The 18,989-nt window shown below is 36.9% G+C and carries 16 protein-coding genes; 9 read left to right on the top strand and 7 right to left on the bottom strand.

All coding sequences use genetic code 11. The features are described from left to right. Window positions 1-12: 12 nt before the first annotated feature. Both QM481_RS17275 and QM481_RS17270 read right to left on the bottom strand, forming a co-directional pair. The gene (locus QM481_RS17275) at window positions 13-660 is read right to left on the bottom strand and encodes a T9SS type A sorting domain-containing protein (RefSeq protein WP_283382642.1); all 648 of its coding nucleotides are present in this window, start codon (window positions 658-660) and stop codon (window positions 13-15) included. A 243-nt stretch (window positions 661-903) separates the two neighbouring features. Then, a complete protein-coding gene (locus tag QM481_RS17270; protein ID WP_283382641.1) occupies window positions 904-2,613 on the bottom strand; it encodes an OstA-like protein in 1,710 nt (569 codons plus the stop codon). Window positions 2,614-2,643: 30 nt separating this feature from the next. On the opposite strand from QM481_RS17270, the gene tilS reads away from it, so the two are divergent. From tilS to QM481_RS17235, 7 genes are all read left to right on the top strand, one after another. After that, complete coding sequence (gene tilS / locus QM481_RS17265) at window positions 2,644-3,972, top strand: tRNA lysidine(34) synthetase TilS (RefSeq protein ID WP_283382640.1); 1,329 nt, start codon at window positions 2,644-2,646, stop codon at window positions 3,970-3,972. A 217-nt stretch (window positions 3,973-4,189) separates the two neighbouring features. Further along, window positions 4,190-4,681, top strand: a complete 492-nt coding sequence (locus QM481_RS17260; RefSeq protein WP_283382639.1) for an RNA polymerase sigma factor — start codon at window positions 4,190-4,192, stop codon at window positions 4,679-4,681. Window positions 4,682-4,727: 46 nt separating this feature from the next. Continuing rightward, complete coding sequence (locus tag QM481_RS17255) at window positions 4,728-5,309, top strand: hypothetical protein (protein ID WP_283382638.1); 582 nt, start codon at window positions 4,728-4,730, stop codon at window positions 5,307-5,309. A gap of 33 nt (window positions 5,310-5,342) precedes the next feature. Beyond that, window positions 5,343-5,768, top strand: a complete 426-nt coding sequence (locus QM481_RS17250; RefSeq protein WP_283382637.1) for a hypothetical protein — start codon at window positions 5,343-5,345, stop codon at window positions 5,766-5,768. Between the two features lie 58 nt (window positions 5,769-5,826). After that, complete coding sequence (locus QM481_RS17245) at window positions 5,827-6,705, top strand: TraB/GumN family protein (RefSeq protein ID WP_283382636.1); 879 nt, start codon at window positions 5,827-5,829, stop codon at window positions 6,703-6,705. A gap of 238 nt (window positions 6,706-6,943) precedes the next feature. Further along, window positions 6,944-8,344: an MBL fold metallo-hydrolase RNA specificity domain-containing protein gene (locus QM481_RS17240; protein ID WP_283382635.1), complete on the top strand. Its 1,401-nt coding sequence runs from the start codon at window positions 6,944-6,946 to the stop codon at window positions 8,342-8,344. A gap of 115 nt (window positions 8,345-8,459) precedes the next feature. Then, window positions 8,460-9,299 carry a universal stress protein gene (locus tag QM481_RS17235; protein ID WP_166550710.1) on the top strand — a complete coding sequence of 280 codons (840 nt, stop codon included), beginning with the start codon at window positions 8,460-8,462 and terminating at the stop codon, window positions 9,297-9,299. 218 nt (window positions 9,300-9,517) lie between these two features. Here QM481_RS17235 and QM481_RS17230 read toward each other — a convergent pair whose 3' ends face one another. Further along, window positions 9,518-11,704 carry a penicillin acylase family protein gene (locus QM481_RS17230; protein WP_283382634.1) on the bottom strand — a complete coding sequence of 729 codons (2,187 nt, stop codon included), beginning with the start codon at window positions 11,702-11,704 and terminating at the stop codon, window positions 9,518-9,520. Between the two features lie 413 nt (window positions 11,705-12,117). Here QM481_RS17230 and QM481_RS17225 point away from each other — a divergent pair, with 413 nt between their 5' ends. Both QM481_RS17225 and QM481_RS17220 read left to right on the top strand, forming a co-directional pair. After that, on the top strand, window positions 12,118-13,257 hold the full coding sequence (locus QM481_RS17225; RefSeq protein ID WP_283382633.1) for a DUF4249 domain-containing protein: 1,140 nt from the start codon (window positions 12,118-12,120) through the stop codon (window positions 13,255-13,257). Between the two features lie 27 nt (window positions 13,258-13,284). Next, window positions 13,285-15,675, top strand: a complete 2,391-nt coding sequence (locus QM481_RS17220) for a TonB-dependent receptor (protein ID WP_283382632.1) — start codon at window positions 13,285-13,287, stop codon at window positions 15,673-15,675. A gap of 58 nt (window positions 15,676-15,733) precedes the next feature. Here the strand turns inward: QM481_RS17220 and QM481_RS17215 are convergent, their stop codons facing one another. From QM481_RS17215 to QM481_RS17200, 4 genes are all read right to left on the bottom strand, one after another. Further along, the gene (locus QM481_RS17215) at window positions 15,734-16,045 is read right to left on the bottom strand and encodes a response regulator (RefSeq protein ID WP_283382631.1); all 312 of its coding nucleotides are present in this window, start codon (window positions 16,043-16,045) and stop codon (window positions 15,734-15,736) included. A 217-nt stretch (window positions 16,046-16,262) separates the two neighbouring features. Then, a complete protein-coding gene (locus QM481_RS17210; RefSeq protein WP_445451974.1) occupies window positions 16,263-16,982 on the bottom strand; it encodes a pirin family protein in 720 nt (239 codons plus the stop codon). Between the two features lie 508 nt (window positions 16,983-17,490). Next, entirely contained in the window at window positions 17,491-18,090 is a 600-nt protein-coding gene (locus tag QM481_RS17205; RefSeq protein WP_283382629.1) for a Crp/Fnr family transcriptional regulator, read from the bottom strand. 62 nt (window positions 18,091-18,152) lie between these two features. Continuing rightward, window positions 18,153-18,935 (bottom strand): hypothetical protein, encoded by a 783-nt coding sequence (locus tag QM481_RS17200; RefSeq protein ID WP_283382628.1) that lies wholly within the window; start codon window positions 18,933-18,935, stop codon window positions 18,153-18,155. Between the last annotated feature and the right edge of the window lie 54 nt (window positions 18,936-18,989).

The raw sequence follows: 18,989 nt of genomic DNA, 5'->3' as shown, positions 1-18,989 counted from the left end.
CACTACAATATTTTATTGGTGTCTCACTAACAATTTTTTGGTTACTAATGAGCGTCCATCTGCTGTCAATTGATATAAATAAATGCCATTTGGCCAGTCTTTTGTCGATATTCTAGACTTACGTTGATCTTTTTCCAAAATCTCTTCTTTTACTTCACTTCCCAAAATATTATAGAAAGTAATTTTTGCTTCACTTACTTGCGAAGAGATATTGAAATTGATATCTGCGTGGTCGTCTGCTGGATTTGGGAAAATATTAGATACCCAAAGTTTGTCATTAGAGAACAAATGTTCTTCTGCGTTCAATGCTTCCTCTGTACGAGCTGTTTCGGCTACAGCATTGTTATTCGTAACCTCATTTTTTGCTACAGTCTTAGCTGATTGTTGCGACAATAACGAGTTAGAAAAATACTGATTAATAGCAGTAGAGCGTTGTACATGAATACCACGATCAAGTGTATTCGAATAGGGTTGAAAGTAAGAAAAAGTAGATTTTCTCAAAGATGAAACCGTGGATGCTGAAGTGCTAGTTTTCTGCTTAGGCTTCATATCCAAACGGCTTTTATATTTATTTTCAGTTTGGGCGCTAGCTTCAATGCTCGACATCACTGCTGTCAGCATTAATAAACTACCCAATATGTATTTTTGTAGAAGTTTCATTTCATCTAATTGATATTAATAAATTTTAAAACAAAAAATAAGGAAGTTTGTAACGATAAATTTAATAATGCTTGGTGTTTTCCTATTTTCAAGCAATAATCATACAAACTTTATACTATAGACTGATAAATGTATGAAAAGGTTGCTCCTAAAGTAAAATTTTTTTTACGATTTACACAATAAATTCGTACAAGTACTATTACACAAAAATATAGTAAAATATTTCAATTATACTATCACTAACTATTTTTTAATATTTTTTTTAGCTAACGGCTTTGCAGGCGTTTTAACGGGGCTTTTCTTCTGTGAGACAGAATCTTTTGGTGCAGGTTTAGTCTCGACAGGTGCGATATAAGCTACTTTTTTCAAAATACTTTCTTTACTAGGCTTATCTGCAATTTTCCACCTAAAACCATCCAATTCTTTATCATCTTCTTTAATTTCTTTGGGAGGCATGAATTTGCCATCGGGTTTGGCTAAAAATGCAATTTTAGAGATTTTACTTTTTCCAAAATACATATTCATTTTACTACACTGAACACGATTCATCCCAGTAAGCTTATTTTTATCATCTATGGCAAAATAAATACTCTCTCCATTTCCATCGACGCTTACCTTTTCTACCTTCGAATCTTTGGTAAAGTTGGCTACAATTTTACGACCCTTTACTTGGTTGTAATTATTAAGGGTATCTACCGAAACTACGAAAGATTTACCTTTCATATTCATGACATGCACTTTGTTATTTTTCAACAAAATGTTGATAGAATCAGCTTCTGATTGGTTTTTATTATTCCAAAGAATGGGTTTCTGATAAAAATAAATCGTTGAATCAGATACGTTATAACTTAGCGAGTCACATTTGGCCGAAAGGTCAGACTTATACACCTGTACCTTTTTGTACGCATAAAGCTTACGAGTTTTGGTTTCCTTATTGTCCAATGAGACCAAGGTATCGGCTGTCAGAAAAAGGGTATCATTTTCAAATACATTTTTCAGTAAAGCTCTCCCAAAAACTCTGGTAACTCCTATTTTCTTGGCGTATCGCCCATGCTCTCCTGTAAGAATTGCTTTATCTTTTTTCGAAACAAAAACGATATTTCCATTGGCAATCCCAATCTCGGTAGGAGGGTCATAAATCATCGTATCGGCAGTCATGACATAGTCATCCGTCTTGACCGTAGAACGTCCTTTCAGATTGGCAATTTTTGTAATGGTATTATACTGACTCCCTGGATTGGCATAAGTGGTATCTTTTTTATTCACAATTGTCGTGGGTGCAATAAAAAATGCTTCCTTCGATAGTGTGCTATATCGTAACGAATCGGCAGTAAGTGAACCGTCTTTGTCTACCACTTTAACATTATGCTTGAAATCAAAAAGTTTGGTAACTGTATTGTAATAACCTTCACGACTGGTCAGAGTACTTTTTTTATCCACAATTTTCCCGTTGGTATTGTAGTATGCCACGTGCGAATTGAGGTTGTAATCCATCTGTTTGGTTGTCAGAATTATAGTGCCATCATCGAGTTTGACACGTCCGTTCATTTTTGCCAATCGGTCGTTACCAAAGTAGTAGGCTGTATCGCCTGTGATTGTTACCGTATCAGCTTGAATGATTTTTACTTTTCCGTAAGCTTCTAAAACATTGGTTGTTTCATTTAAAATAGCTTGTGTACAGTACACCAAAGTGGTACCTTGACGTAGGGCTACATTGCCCAAAAGCTTACGAATTTGCATGAAAGGGGTATTTTGTCCCACCAAGCTATCTGCCTTGATAATTTCTACCTGACTTTGTCCAAAAGAAGTTGATTGAAAGCCCAAAAGACTGAAAATCATGAACAAAAGGATATACGGTTTTGAGGCAAAAAAAGATTTCTTTGTCTCAAAAGAAGGAATCGAGCCGATAAATGTCCCGATTTGCTGTATTTTAGAGTAACTTTGTCGCATCATATTAGAGCTACAAAATTAGCCAATAAAACCATGCTTGACGAGTTTTTAACGTTTATTAACAACAAAAATCTGATTAATTCTTCCGATAAAGTCCTCTTGGCTGTAAGTGGTGGAATGGACTCAGTAGTAATGTGTGATTTATTTAGCAAAGCCAAAATAGACTTTGCCATTGCACACTGTAATTTCGGACTTCGTGGAGAAGAATCAAACGAAGATGAGACTTTTGTAAAAAAGCTTTCTATAAAATACAAAGTTCCGTTCTTTGTAACTACTTTTCAAACAGCAGAATTTGCTGAAAATGAGAAGGTTTCAATCCAAATGGCTGCAAGAATTTTGAGATACCAGTGGTTTGAAAAATTACGTGTGCAGCATCAGTTTGACTATATCGCAACGGCGCATCATCAGAATGACGTGCTAGAGACGGTACTTTTGAATCTAACAAAAGGGACAGGTATTGCAGGAATGCACGGTATCCAAATCAAAAATGGCGTAATCATTCGTCCAATTTGGTTTGCCGAAAAGGAACAGATATTTGACTATGTAGTTGAAAATCAAATTATTTGGCGTGAAGACTCTTCAAATGAGTCTAATAAGTACCAACGTAATTTGATTCGTAATGAAGTAGTGCCTTTATTGAAGCAAATCAATCCAAATTTGGAGCAGACTATTCAACAGACGGTAGAGCGTATTGCGGCAGTGGAGGAGATTTTCTATCAAGAAATCGAAATGCTTCGTAAGCAAATTGTTTGGAGTGATGGCAAGGTGTTTTTTGTGAATTATAAAGCGATTCAGACGCTTTCGCAACCGATAGTGAAACTGACGGAGTTGCTAAAGCCTTTCAACTTTACTTATCAGCAGTGTCAAGAGATTTTTGCTAGTTTTGACAAAGAACCTGGTCGCACTTTCTTATCGCCTACGCATGAGTTGGTGAAGGATAGAACCGAATTGGTTATTACGCTCAAAAACTTGACTAGCTTCGAAAGTCGTGTCATTGAAGCAAATGATACTAAGGTTAGAACAGATAGTTTCCAATTAGATTTTGAGATTTTTGATCGCCCAGAAGATTATAAAGTACCTACTGCGAAAAAGTACGCATGCTTGGATGCTGACAAAGTACGTTTCCCGCTACAACTTCGTAAATACAAAGAAGGAGATTGGTTCTGTCCACTGGGAATGAATAAGAAAAAATTGATAAGTGATTTCTTGACAGACCAAAAAGTGCCTTTGAATCTGAAAAAAGAAACCTATTTGCTTACCTCCAATGGCTCAACCATGTGGGTGGTCAACCAGCGTGTAGATGACCGTTTTAAGGTAACGGATAAAACTACTCGTATTTTGTTGATTGAGTGTTTTAGTTAGTAATTAAGATAAGTAGAGAATGTACCCTCGAAGGAATTTGTGTCTTTCGGGGGTATTTTTTTTATATTTTTTACAAAAAAATAGACCATTCCTGTAATTCTTCCATAGTTATGACGACAAATGTCATAAATTCCTTAAAATGAGTTTAAGGGCAACCTATTTTAGGCAAGGACAAAGGACAACTCATCACTCAAAACTCAAAACTCAGCACTCATACGTGTCCATTGAAAAACAATTTGTTACGGCATTACAGGCTCATCAAGCAATCATCCACAAAATTTGTGGGATGTATTGCCGTGACCTTGATGATCGAAAAGACCTTTTTCAAGAAATTGTGATACAGTTATGGAAGGCATTTCCAAAGTTTAGACATGAATCCAAAGTTTCTACTTGGGTATATCAGATAGCACTCAATGTGGCGATTTCAGACTTACGAAAAATTAAACGAAAACCTGTTTCTCAATCACTTGACGAACTTCATCATGATATTCCTGATTGGATACCTGATTCAGCACAAGAGGAAAAATTACAACTATTATACAAAGCAATGGAACACCTTTCTTCAGTAGAAAAAGCCTTGTTGATGTTATATTTTGAAGAAAAAGAAAATGAAGAAATTGCTGATATTATGGGGATAACTGCCAATAATGTTAGAGTAAAAATGACTCGGATCAGAGAGAAATTGAGAACTGAAATAGGTCGAAAATAGTAATTTATTCCGTTAAATCACTCCATTTTAAATTACAATATCCAACATGGAACTAGATGATTTAAAACATATTTGGCAAAATGTAGGTGAAGAATCTCAGCCTTCAATGGATGCTGAGGCTTTATTGCGGCTAACCAAGCAAAGCTCTCAAAATATCATTGAACGTTTAGTTCGAAATATCTGGTATGAACTGGTGGTTTCTATTTTCGTGGTAATCGCATGGTTTTATTATACATTGTTTTATGCTGAAGAACATTGGAGAATAGGAGGGTTGACGATGGGTATTTTTATGATAGCAAGTTTAGGATTTTACCTGTGGGGTTTGTTTCGCTTAAAGTCTATTTCAATGGCTGATATTTCGTTAAAAGAATCTTTGACACAACTGATTAAACAGTTTAAGCTTTATATCAAAGCCTATACATGGCTGAATATTTTGTTGATACCATTTGCCAATTTTTTAGGAGCATATCTCATTTTTAGTCCTTTGGAAGCTGGTCTAAAAACTTCTGCGATGATAGCTGTTGGCATGGCTCCCTTAATGTGGTGGTTGATGCGTTGGTATATCAATCGTCTTTATGGTCAGCACCTCACACGATTAGAAAGCATTTTGCAAGAATTGAATGAATAGTTTTAGTTTTGTGGTTTAAATAGAACATGAATTATGCAAACAGATATTCTCAAAAATTTATTAGCACAAAAAGTAGAAGCCTTTTCGACTGAGCAGAAAAAAAAATATAAGGTGATAGAACTCTACAAAGTTATCAATAAACTTAATAAGTCTTTGAAAAACAGTGCTCAGCAACAAACTGCTTTGAGACTTTTGAAAAAAACAATTGATGCTATTTCAACCAAAAATCCAGAACCTTCAGAGGAGTTTTTGAGTAATTACCAAGAATTACGTCAGCATCTCTTTATGGAGTTCAAATACGACCCAGAAGCAAAGGCCACGGTTTATTTATTGGTGGGTTTACTTTTTGGAATCGTATTAGGATGGATTATTAAAAGTTTTTGGCTTGGATTACCAATTGGTTTTTTTGTTGCCTTTTTCTTCTACTATACTTCTCTGAATAATGTGAAGAAAAACTAAGGTAATGATAAAAGAAAGTAGAATCTCAAAACTCTTCACTCAAAATTCATAACTCAACATGACTTATTTAGCTAAATGTTTTCTCATCGTTTTATGTTTTAGTGCATTGTTGCTTCCACGTTTGTACGCACAAGAAAAACAGCATTCTTTGTTATGGGAAATTTCTGGAAATGGACTTTCTAAGCCTTCCTATCTTTTTGGAACGATACACGCTATTTGCCCAAAGGATTTTGTCATGAATCAGAGTATTGAACAAAGTGTAACAAAAGCATCACAAGTGTATTTGGAGTTGGATATGGACGAGCCTTCGATGATGATGGATATGCAAAAAATGATGTTTATGCCTGAAGGGACAACGCTCAAATCGCTGATGAAGGAGGGAGATTACCAGTTGGTATCACAGTTTTTTAAAGATTCTATTGGGATAAATGTCGATAAGGTACAAAAGTTAAAACCTTTTGCGTTGAGTTCAATGACGGTGATGAAAATGCTTAACTGTCCTATCAAAAGCTACGAAATGACTTTTGTAGAAATGGCGAAAGCTCAAAAGAAAGAGGTGTTGGGGTTAGAGACGGTCGAGGAGCAAATGTCTGCCATCGATAAAATGGGGTACGAGCAACAAGCAGATATGATGTTGGTTAAAATGGTAAAAAATTGGAATGCCGATAAAAATACCTTTAGCCAAATGATTAAGGATTATAAATCTCAAAATCTAGAGGGTTTACTCAAAGATATGACCGCCTCTTCAACGATGGATGAGGAGTTTGAAAAGAACTTATTGAATGACCGAAATAAAAATTGGGTACCAAGAATCAAAAAAGTTATTCATGAAAAATCTACTTTTTTTGCGGTAGGAGCAGGGCACTTGCCTGGCGAAAATGGAGTGATTAATTTATTGAGAAAAGAAGGATATACGGTGAAAGCTGTTGTGAAATAAATTTTATTTACATTATAGAACCAAGGCGTTTTAGGTACGACAAAACCAAATTATATTGGATTCTGTCATACTTAAAACGCTTTTATTTTTGGCTTTACCACCCAAATTACACCCCAAAGCCTACTCCCCACTTGATTTATATCATCTTTTTTATTGACGGTGCTAAGAATAATGTGTGATGTTTCGTTCTACCTTTAGCATATAGAGTTTTCATCCAAAAACAAACTTATCTAAAGCTATGAAACTATCATTTCACGGTGCTGCTCAGACTGTTACAGGTAGCAAGCATTTAATTACGCTGAAAAACGGCAAAAAACTTTTATTGGATTGTGGGATGTTTCAAGGGAGAGGTAACGAAACCGATTCGCTTAATAGAGAATTTGGATTTGACCCTGCCGAAATTGACTATATGGTGCTTTCGCATGCTCATATCGACCACTCAGGTCTGATTCCTAAGCTGGTTAATGAAGGCTATAAAGGGAAAGTCTACTGCACCTATCCCACCAAAGATTTAGCTCAAATTCTCTTGTTAGATTCAGCACATATTCAAGAAACAGATGCTAAGTTTATCAACAAAAAACGTCGAGACGCTAACAAATCAGCTTTAAAACCATTGTATGAAACGCAGGATGTCATGCGTTGTTTGATACGATTTGTGCCCAAAGAACTAGACGAATGGCATCAAATCGATGAGGATATTCAGCTCAAATTTACCGAAGCAGGACATATCCTTGGGGCAGCGGTGGTAAATCTCAAAATTAAAGAAGATGAGGAAATTAAGCATTTGACATTTACAGGCGATGTAGGTCGGTACAACGATTCTATTTTGAAATCACCAGCTCCTTTTCCACAAGCAGATATTATTATTTGTGAATCTACGTATGGAGATTCCTTGCATGATGATGCACAAGTTTCGGAAGAAGAATTTATCAAAGTTATTCTGAGAACTTGTTTTGAGCGAGAAGGTAAATTGATTATTCCTGCCTTTAGTGTTGGGCGTACCCAAGAGCTAGTGTATATCTTAAATCGTTTGATAGAAAGTGGTAATATTCCTTCATTGAATGTATATGTTGATAGTCCATTATCTACTGAGGCGACGCGAATCACTTACAATCATCCAGAGTGTTTTAACAAAAAACTGTTGAAATATATGGAGCATGATGAAAATCCATTTGACTTTTCGACCTTAAGATATATAACCGATAAAGAATCTTCACAAGATTTAAACCAGAAAAAAGAGCCTTGTATTATCATTTCGGCATCAGGAATGGCAGAGGCAGGGCGAGTAAAACACCATATTGCAAATTCTATTCAAAATTCTAGAAATACCATTTTATTAGCAGGCTATTGTGAGCCTAATTCCTTAGGTGGACGCCTCAAATTACGTCCCTCGAATGTCATTATTTTTGGAGAAGAATACCAAGTAAAAGCTGAAATTGCCGAAATAAAAAGCCTTTCGGCGCATGCTGATTATGAAGATTTATCGCAGTTTTTAGCTTGTCAGGATCCACAGTTGGTCAAACAATTTTTTGTCGTACATGGCGAGCCCGAAGTGCAAGAACATTTTAAAAGAAGACTTATCAAAAAAGGATTTGTGGAGGTATATATACCCGCCCCGCACCAATCTTTTCATGTCTGATTTTTCTCAGAAATGCGACTAATTTCTATCTCATAATGAAGTGATTAGCGTCATTTAGTAATAAAACAATGCTTTGTAGTTTTGACATAGAAATTCAACCTAAACAGCATTGGTCATGAAAAAAGTTATCGTAGCGTTTGATGGTCTTCATTTCTCTAAAGGAGCAGTAAATTATGCCATTCAGTTGGCCAAAGATAGTGGCTCGGTTATTACGGGCGTTTTTCTACACGATTTGTACTATCGCTACGGTGCTTCGGCTACCGTGTTGGAAGGTCAACCCTATTTTGATGCAAGTCCCTTGTTGAAATTGGCAGAGGAAGAAGAAGTAGAACTCAACAAAAATATTCAGCAGTTTGAGTGGTATTGCAAGGAGTTTTACCCACATTATGAGGTTGTAAAAGACATGGGTATTCCTGATTATGATTTGGTACGTGAAAGTCGTTTTGCGGATGTGATTATTGTAGGGGGAGAGGTTTCGTTTACCGAAGAAAAGCAAAAAGCCAATAATCAGTTTGTAAAAGAGCTTTTGAAAGATGCCGAATGCCCTGTTATCGTAGTACCAGAAGACCCAGACCCGATTCATCATATTACCTTGACGTATGATGGCTCAGCGTCATCGGTTTTTGCGATAAAACAATTTTTATACTTGTTTCCTGCCAAGCGCTATAAAGAATTTACAGTAGTATCTGTGGCAGAAAAAGAAGGTTCCATGACAATTCCTCGTGAGGAGGCGTTTATGAATTTTCTGAAAAAACAAGTAAGTACCGTCCATTTTGAAGTATTACCACACGGTAATCCTGGCGAAATGCTGGCAAATTATATCAATACACACCGTACATCAATCGTAGTGATGGGGTCGTATGGTAGAAATGTATTGTCAAGAATTTTACATAAAAGTACTTCAGAAGAGCTTTTACAAAATCTGAAAGTACCTGTATTTATTACACATATTTAAGAAAGTGGATAGAAGTGTAAAACCTTACTATTCAATTCTAGTTTCATAGAGAGAGATAAGTATTAGGGATTTCAAAAAGCATCGACAAATTTTGTTGATGCTTTTTTATTGAGTGATTGAGTGGTTGGCAATTGAGTGATTATAAAATTATCGTTATAGCCTTACTTAGCAAGGGATTATCACTCACTAAATCACTCAATCACCAATCACTCAATTCCTTATTTTCCTGGATTATAGATTCTTTCTGCAAACTTCATGACGTCTTCTTTGTAGTAAAGAACGTCTTTGAATTGACCGTTGGTATACATTTCGGCTTGGTCGAAGAAGTGAATGGAGCTAGGGTTACCACTTTGACCGCCTGCCAATAAAGATTTAGCTTTTACTTTTTCTCCAAATTCTACGGCACAGATAAAGCTATTGCCATTGACACCATATCGTTTTTTTGTGCCATAATATCGTCCTGTGTATGAAGGAAGCATCCCCCAAGCCGAAGAGGCAAATGGTACAGGAATACTCGCTTTGCTATCGTCATACTTTTGCTCAATATCGTTCGAAATACGTTGGAAGCGGTTGATTTCGCCCCATGCAACTTGCCAAGTTCCAAAACGATTACGAAGGTCTTGGATGGTTTCTAGCATTGGGTCTAGGAGTTCTTTGGTAGATGCTGTGGCTACATATTGTTCTGTACGACCTACTTGATCGGCTTTTAGCTCATCTTTGACTTGTACTCGGGCTATAGCAGACTGTAGTCTTGTGGCCCATTCGATTGCCAATGCCGTCGGAATGGAACTTTTGCTAGTACGAAAATCCCAAAGCTTTAATTGTTCAATAGGTTCGGCTAGAGACGAATAGCGGGTATTTTGACTTTCATTTTCGTATGCTTTTATCAAGGCAGGTACAACTACTTCAAATGCCGCCAAGTAGGTATCATAACCCGCTTCAATGACTTTGTCTAAATTGTACTTTGGAATGCTACTCAAAACTCTTACTGCATTTATTCCTCTGAAATTTTCACCATCGGGTGCCATGTATTTCGGATAATCGGCACGTTTGGGACTATTACTTCCTGCTACGGTATAAGGTGTTGCATTGCAGTTTTGAAGCCAGCCATTAGTTGGATTGTAAACATGTAGCGACTCTTTTACTGGGTGTAATCCTTTCCATTCGGTAGCTGCAATAGAGCCATCCACTGGTTTTGACCAGTCGTATTTGTTGTCACGAATTGGCAAATAGTTGCCATGCCAATAAGCAATATTTCCCTCGGCATCGGCATAAACGGTGTTGTTTGACGTATTAGCCAACAAATCCATCGTTTTTTTATACTCAGCAAAACTATTGGCTTTGGTACGTTGCCAACTTTGAATCAAGCCTGTCATCGAGCGGTTATTGGCTTTCACACTAATCCATTGTCCATTGCGCTTTGCCATTACAGGACCGTGATGTGTGTACATGACATCAAAGTTTTTATCTTCAATTTTGCCATTTTTCAGTACGCCAATTTTTACTTTTTTGATTTTAATAGGTCGCTCTTTTCCTTCATATAGATATACCCAGGTGTTACCCTTCTTTTGGATTTTTTCAATATAAGTATCTGCAATATCAGTATAACTAGAAGTGTGCATCCAGCCACATTTTTCATTAAAACCTTGATAGACAAATAGCTGTCCCCACGTAACTGCCCCGTAGGCATTGAGTCCTTGCTCGCTAATTACGTGCACTTCGGGTCTGAAATAAAAAGTTACGTGAGGATTGATATACAATATAGCCTTACCTGATTCGGTGATTTTGGGTGAAAAGGCAAAGCCATTCGAGCCTGTCAGGATTTCTTCTTCTGCGGGTTTTTGATAAAAATAGCCTAAAGCGTCTTTTCCTTCGTACAAACTTTTGAGATCGTTAGTCGTAACATCGGCGGTATTAATAGCCCCAATACTGCCATCAGTCCATAGCAACGAATACCAAGGTTGAAAGCGAGTCAGCAAGGCAGGTTTTACTTCTGGGTGTTTGTAAAGATAATAATTGATGGCATCGGCGTGCGCATTGAGTAGGGTTTTAAGCCAAAGAGGTGCCTTTTGATAATCAGCTACTGCTTCCGAAGAGTCAATAACCATACGGATAAGTAAATCTTCATAAAGCTGGCTTTCTCCTTTTATTTCAGAAAGGCGTCCTAGCTTTTCGATATAATTCATTTCAACTCGCTTGAAATCGTCCTCGCATTGCGCATAAAGCAAACCAAAAACCGCATCAGCATCAGTTTTGCCATAAATATGCGGAATACCCCAATTGTCGCGAATGATTTGAACTTGTTGAGCTTGCTTTTCCCATCGAGCAATCTCGATTTTATTAAATTTTTGGGCAAACAGGGCAAATGGTAAAAGGTAAAAAAGTAGTAATGAGATTTTTTTCATAGGATTGTTGATGAGTGCTGTTGATAATTGAGTGAATGATTTTAGCAAAAGTAAAATTGTTTCTGCTTGTAGATACGCAATGCTTTGCGTCTTGCGTGTCAGGCTGTCTTAAATATCGAAAGACCAATAACACTTAATTTTTTTCTGAGTAAAAATAGAAATTATTTAAGACTCACAAATGAGGCTTTGTCGAAAAACTTGGTCGATAACTCGTTGAAAAACGATTTTTGTGATTTTTTAATAAAAAATAAAAATAAAATAAGCCTTTCGGGTACATTTGTATCTAACTATCCAATTGATTGCACTTTAGTGCAAAATGAAATATATCGGTGTAACGGGCTCGTTGAGAGATAGATCAATACTATTTTTCGGTATGCCCAAGCCAATTTAATACCTTCAGAAACTATTATTCTATGAAAAAAAACTACTTACGACTATACTTTTGGGTCGTCCTTATCGCCGTGGGGCTATGTTCCTGCGTAGACCCTTACGAATATGATTTTGAAAAAGATGGAAAACATTTGGTTGTAGAAGGCTTTTTGAGTGACAGTCAGAGTGCACCTGATACCATTCAGGTTTATTTTTCCAATTATTCAAATAATTATTCACAAATCTTGGATGCAGATATAACCAAAGCATCTATTCTGATAGAGGATACTCAACAAGAAATTCCCCTTCTGATTCCACAAGCAGGAAGACTGATTCCTCCTAAGAATTTCGTATTTAATCCCAACTACGCATATCGTTTGAAGTTTGAGCTTTCGACAGGTGATAAATACCAGTCAACAGCTGAAAAAATAACACCAACACCTCCTATTTTGAAGGTAAAAAAACAGTTTAATTTACAAAGCAAGTTGTCTACAGATGGAAAAAGTTATCTGTCTGCTAGTGAGTTGTTTGTGGATTTTCAGGATGATCCACAAGTGACTAATTTCTACTTGTGGAGATATACTCATTACGAAAAACTAGCCTTTTGTAAAACTTGTAACAACTCTGTTTTAGATTATGGTTCTCAACAATGTGGTCCAGCTCCGAGAGCTCTACAAAACAGAATGTATTTCGACTATCCTTGTGAGTCGTCCTGTTTTGCAATCTTGCATAGCCCAATTGTGATGGTTCAAGATGATAGAGCTTCGCAGGGTAAACTGATTCAAGATAAGTTGGTAGCTCAAATCCCATATTATAACGACTATGGTTGTTTGGTTGACATTGAACAAATAAGTGTGTCGTTGGAAGTTTATAAGTTTAATCAACTAGTTCGACAACTCTCGCAAGGAACAGGAGGATTAGCTGATACGCCTCCATCGGCTATTATCGGAAATATCCAAAACCTTACTAACCCAGACGAAAAAGTAGTGGGATATTTTGGCGTTGCCAATATCCAGAAGCGGAGTTATTGGCTTGATAGAACAGATGCCACAGGGCCGATGGCTTTGATATTGGGGCATACCATTAGTGAAGAACCGTCAAATCCTCCCACACGTCCACCTTCGGCAAAGTGTGTTCCGAGTGCTACACGGACCCCCTTTCAACCCAAAGGATGGCAATTATAATTTTCGGGGATTTCAAACGGATTTACAATGAAATATATACTTCTATTTATACTGTTGTCATTTGGAGCTTGGGCACAAAATGGTGACAAAAAACAGTACACCACCTTTAAAGGGATTGTGATTGATTCTCTTGATCGAAAACCTATAGAAAGTGCTGCCGTCAAAATTGATAACCAAGGCGTATATACCCAAGCAGATGGGAGCTATTCTTCTTTGGTGCCTTATGGCGAATACACGGTAACCATTAGTATGGTAGGATATAGAACTTTTCGAAGAAGGATAACTTTTAAAAAAGCTGAATTGAAACTAGACATTAGTCTGTTAAATATTGCTAAAGAACTTGATGAAGTAGTTGTATCGACACAAGGTGCTACCAAAAACGTAGATAGAACACTTTTGGGGGTAACGCCCATGAGTATGAAAACCATTAAAAAAATCCCTGCAATTATGGGAGAGGTGGACGTACTCAGAGGAATTCAAATGTTGCCAGGCGTGACATCGGTTGGGGAGGCCGCCAATGGAGTAAATATCCGAGGAGGTACTACAGACCAAACTTTGATTTTGTTAGACGATACACCCATTTTTAACCCTACCCACCTGTTTGGACTATTCTCCGTTTTTACACCCGATGCCGTTAGCGGTGTAGAGTTGTACAAAGGCGGTATTCCTGCCAGATTTGGCGGTAGAACAGCGTCGGTATTGGATGTGACACTACAAAACCCTAGTCTTACACAGACAAAGCTAAGCGGAGGTATAAGTTTGGTTTCTAATCGTTTGAGTATCGAAACTCCTTTGATTAAAAACAAACTGAGTATGTTGGTATCCACCAGAGGTTCATTCAATGACTTTTTATTTCAGTTGGGTTCTGAGCGTCTTAAAAATATTCGAGCAAACTTTTATGATATTGCCACGAAGTTTTTCTTTCAACCTAACCAGAAAAATACTTTTACCTTTTCAGGATATTTTAGTAAAGATTTTTTCCAGACAGATTTATTAGGTACTGTCAATAATATCAGTGCTACATCGACGCAGTATGATTACAAATCTTTGAATGCTTCGTTGAAATGGTTTCATTTGTTTAGTAGTCAACTCGATTGGCAGACGTCGGCTATTTATACAAATTATCAGCCTAAGACAATGTTGCCGCAGTTAAATTCTAGTAACACCGTGGATATTACATCGGCAATTTTGTACCGACAACTCAAGTCAGAATTGCATTATAATCCCAATGAAAAGCATAAGTTGACTGGAGGAATTTCGTCTATTTGGTACAAAATCAGTCCAGGGAATTTAGTGCCAAATGCGTCCACAAGTGTTAACCCTATTACCATTCCAGATGAAAATAGTATAGAGGCAGGTATTTATGGAGAAGATGAAATGACTGTAAATGCTAAGTTGAGTGTTTCTGTGGGCTTAAGATATGCTCAATATTGGGCAATGGGAGCAGGTACTGTAAGACGTTACCAAAGTGGTGTTCCACTTTCAGATTTTACTGTAATCGATTCTACAAAATATGGGTCTGGACAAGTGATAGCTTCTTATGGCGGGCTTGAACCACGTATTTCGGCAAAATATTCCTTAACTAATTCATCTTCATTGAAGTTTGGCTACAACTTTATTCGCCAGTATTTACAGGTGGTTTCAAATACGACAACGCCTCTGCCAACATCTCGTTGGGCTACCAGCAACGACTATATTCGTCCGCAAAGTAGTCATTTGTTTTCTTTGGGTTACTTTAAAAATTTTAAGGATAATATCTATGAATTTTCGATGGAAGGATATTATCGTCGCAACGAAAATGTGCTTGATTACAAACCTGGGGCAGATTTTGTCTTAAAACCAAATCTCGAAACACAGGTATTACAAGGTAAAGGTATGGCTTATGGTTTGGAGGTAATGTTAAGTAAAAAGAAAGGTGATTTGACGGGTTGGCTAGGATATACTTATTCAAGAAGTTTGAATCAAATCAAGCAAAGTGACCGATATGAAGAGCAGGTAAATGGTGGAAAATGGTATCCAAATAATTTTGACCGACCGCATAGCTTCAACGCCAGCTTGATTATTGGGCAAGGAGCGCATCATGAATTTGGCTTTACGATGGTGTATAATACTGGTCGACCGTTTACTGTTCCTACAGGAATTGTGGTTTTTGATGGAGTAACTTATCCTTTTTATCAAGACCGCAATAATGCTCGTATTAGTGATTATCATCGTTTGGATTTTTCATGGACAATCCGAAATCCAAGTATGCGTAAGCGCCGATGGGAGGGAAGTTGGACTTTTACCGTGTATAATTTATATGGTCGCAAAAATGCCTATTCAGTGTATTTACGCACCGAAGCTGGGATAAAAGCGTATCAATTAACGATTTTTGGTTCGCCGATACCATCTTTAACTTACAATTTTCATTTTATGTAAAAATCAGTAAAATAAACTATTCTAAGAGATAAATTTTAAATTTCATTCTTAGAATAGTTTATCCAATTACGACTTGATGTTCAAGTGCTTGGCGAATTTCGCAAACTAATAAACCACTTCCTCCTCCATAGTGTTGGATGATCAAAACTGCGGGATTGATAGCCAATAATTCAGCTCTTAATTTTTCCTCCTCTTCTGGCAAAATGCCATTTCCTAAAAGCACTAAGGCTATATTTTCTTTCTGAAAAATTTGTAGAGCGTCTTGATCAACACATGTTCCGATGGCATTCCAATCGGGCTGTTGATTAATCAAGCGCACCACTACACCCAAGATTTCGGGATGACGACTGATGACTAGGATATTCTCCATATTTATTGAGTGATTTGGTGAGTTGTGAATGAGTGATTTTTCTCAATAAAGCAGAGGCAGAAAAACAAAAAAATATAGCTAATTTATTGGTAGTTAGATTGTTGTAAAATAACTTTGCCTCTTTGCCTCTTTGCCTCTTTGCCTCTTTGCCTCTTTGCCTCTTTGCCTCTTTGCCTCTTTGCCTCTTTGCCTCTTTGCCTCTTTGCCTCTTTGCCTCTTACAATGTCATTGGTACATCCATCAATAGGATTTCGGCATCTTGTGTTAGGGCTTTCAAAGCGATAGATTTTGTATTCCAGATACCCAAGCCATCACGTTGATTAACGGTTTGTCCATCGATTTCAAAATCACCTTTTAGAATGAAAGCATATACACCATTTCCTTGACGTTTTATATCGTAGTTGGCAGTTGTACCAGCATCGAATGTACCAATATTAAACCATGCATCCTGATGAATCCAAACGCCTGCATCTTCTGGATTAGGAGATAGAATTTGTTGTAAACGGTTGCGACGGTCAGCAATATCTAACGTCATTTGGTCGTAGCGAGGCGTAACGTTTTTCTTGTTAGGGAATACCCAAATCTGTAAAAATTTCGTTTCTTTATCGCTGTTGCGGTTGTATTCGCTGTGATACACACCTGTACCAGCACTCATAACCTGAATATCGCCCTTTTTGATAACAGCCACGTTATTCATGCTGTCTTTGTGCTCAAGGTCACCTTCTAATGGAATTGAGATAATTTCCATATTGTCGTGCGGGTGAGTTCCAAAGCCACGACCTGCTGCTACTTGGTCGTCGTTAAGTACACGCAAAACACCAAAGTGGACTCTTTCTGGATTGTAATAATTAGCGAAACTAAAAGTATGATGACTTTTTAGCCATCCATGATTGGCATAGCCGCGAGTATCGGCTTTATGCAATATTGTATTTGTCATGATTTTTGTCTGAGGATTGGGTAAATGATTCAAACCGATTACTTCCAATGGTTGCAATTCATCATTTTGATGATTGTTAAGTTCTTTTCCTAGAACTTTAGAACTCACATACATTCCAGTTCCCAATATGCCTTTCTTAAGAAATTCCTTGCGCTCCATCGTTGTAAATCGTTTTGTTTAATGAACAATACAAAGATGCACGAAGCACAAGCCTCAAAACATTGAACTAGGACAAGAATTTAGGAATAATTTGAAGATTTGGAAATTTGAAGATTTGAAAATGAAGTTGTTTGAATTTTTCGGTCAGGGGGTGAATAGATTCACCAGCTATTTGGAATCGTTGGTCAAGAACTGGTTATATATTAAAAGAGCCTGATTGTTGGATAAGTTATTAATTCAGTTTTAAAAACTGTTTAAAAAAGTAAGTCCAAGACTAAGTCTTGAACTAAAAATTGATTTGAAGATTTGAAAAGGATCTCTATTATTTCGTTTATCGCCTACAGCAATCCTACTGTTTTGCCAATTTGGCACGAACTTTACTCAAAAATTCGGCAGAAATACCTAAATACGAAGCAATATAATGCTGAGGAACTCTTTGAGGAATACTTGGATATCTTTTCAGAAAATCAAGATACTTTTCCATCGCAGGTTTGGCAATGGTATTAATTAATCTGTTTTGGGTAACAGACAAATTCCGTTGTACTAGCAAACGGAAAAATCTTTCGAACCGTGGAGCTTTTTCGAGAAGTGTTTCTTTGGTGTTATGGTCAAGGTATAAAATTTCACAAGCCTCAAGCGTTTCGATAAAAATGTTACTTGGAACTTGTTCATGAAAACTTGCAATATCACTAATCCACCAGCCTTCCACGGCAAATTGTAGAATAACTTCCGCACCTTTATCATCCAAATAATAAGTACGAGCACAACCTTTCACGATAAATGCTTCAATATCACAAACGTCTCCAGCTTTTAGTAAAAAGGTTTTCTTCGGGACTTTTTTATAAGTCAATAGGTCATTAAAAATGCTTAATTCTTCTGCTGTAAACGAAACATATTTGCCGATGGCTTGATTAATAATATTGTTGTATTGACTTGAGTAAGGTTGCATAGGATACTGAAATAATGGGGTGTCAGCGTTTCACAAAGATAGAATTATTTCTGATAGGAGATTTAAAATCCTTCAATCCTCCAAATACCAGCGGCATGAGTTTTATTTTTCTCACCAGCTGGAGTAATAGCAAGACAGGTAGTTTTTATCGTTAGGCTTTCTGTAAATTGAAAAGTATTGGCAACTCCTTCTCTTATTAAATAACTCTTTTGAAAGCTGTTTAAGCTCCAATCATCTTGTATGGCGAATTGCTTAATTTTAGACTCTTCAACGCCGAAACTAAACAAGTCTTTATATAGCCCTGCTTCTTCCCATTTGTCAGTTTGAGGATACATGTCAGTATTCGCCGCAGCATATCGTGGTGGTATTAAGAATTTCGATTGATAGGAAATAACATTATTAGATTGCCCGACGAAGTAGGTTTTAAACTCATCGTATTTTCCACAAATTAAAAAATAGGTATTTTTCCCCGTCCAAAGATTATAGTAGGCAAGTCTTATTATATCATCAAATAGTCTCTGAGGTTCTTCTGTGTTAATGTTAGAGGTATCTTTCTTGGCAAGTTTAAATTCGAACACTTCTTCGATGTCGGACAAACCAGCATCTATTTCATGCAAGTCTTTTTCATAAATAACTAAATCTATTTTCCTGCTTTTGAATAAAGGATGAAGTTTTTCTAGTGCCACACGTTCGATGTGAGTACCAAAGGCAGTAATGGTGTCAGCAATAGGATAACGGAGACTTGCTTCGTGGATTAACTGTTCTCTACCAATTCGGAGTTGGTAGCCCATCCATAGACATATTGCATCCACGATGGCATTTTCGCGAGTGTTATTGATGATCATAATAGGGTAGAAATGAAGATTTCAAATAGAGTATTTGATTCACATTGAAAAGCT

It is taken from the genome of Flectobacillus rivi, assembly GCF_030056655.1.
GTDB lineage: Bacteria > Bacteroidota > Bacteroidia > Cytophagales > Spirosomataceae > Flectobacillus > Flectobacillus rivi.
This window is presented reverse-complemented; position numbering and strand designations above follow the sequence as displayed.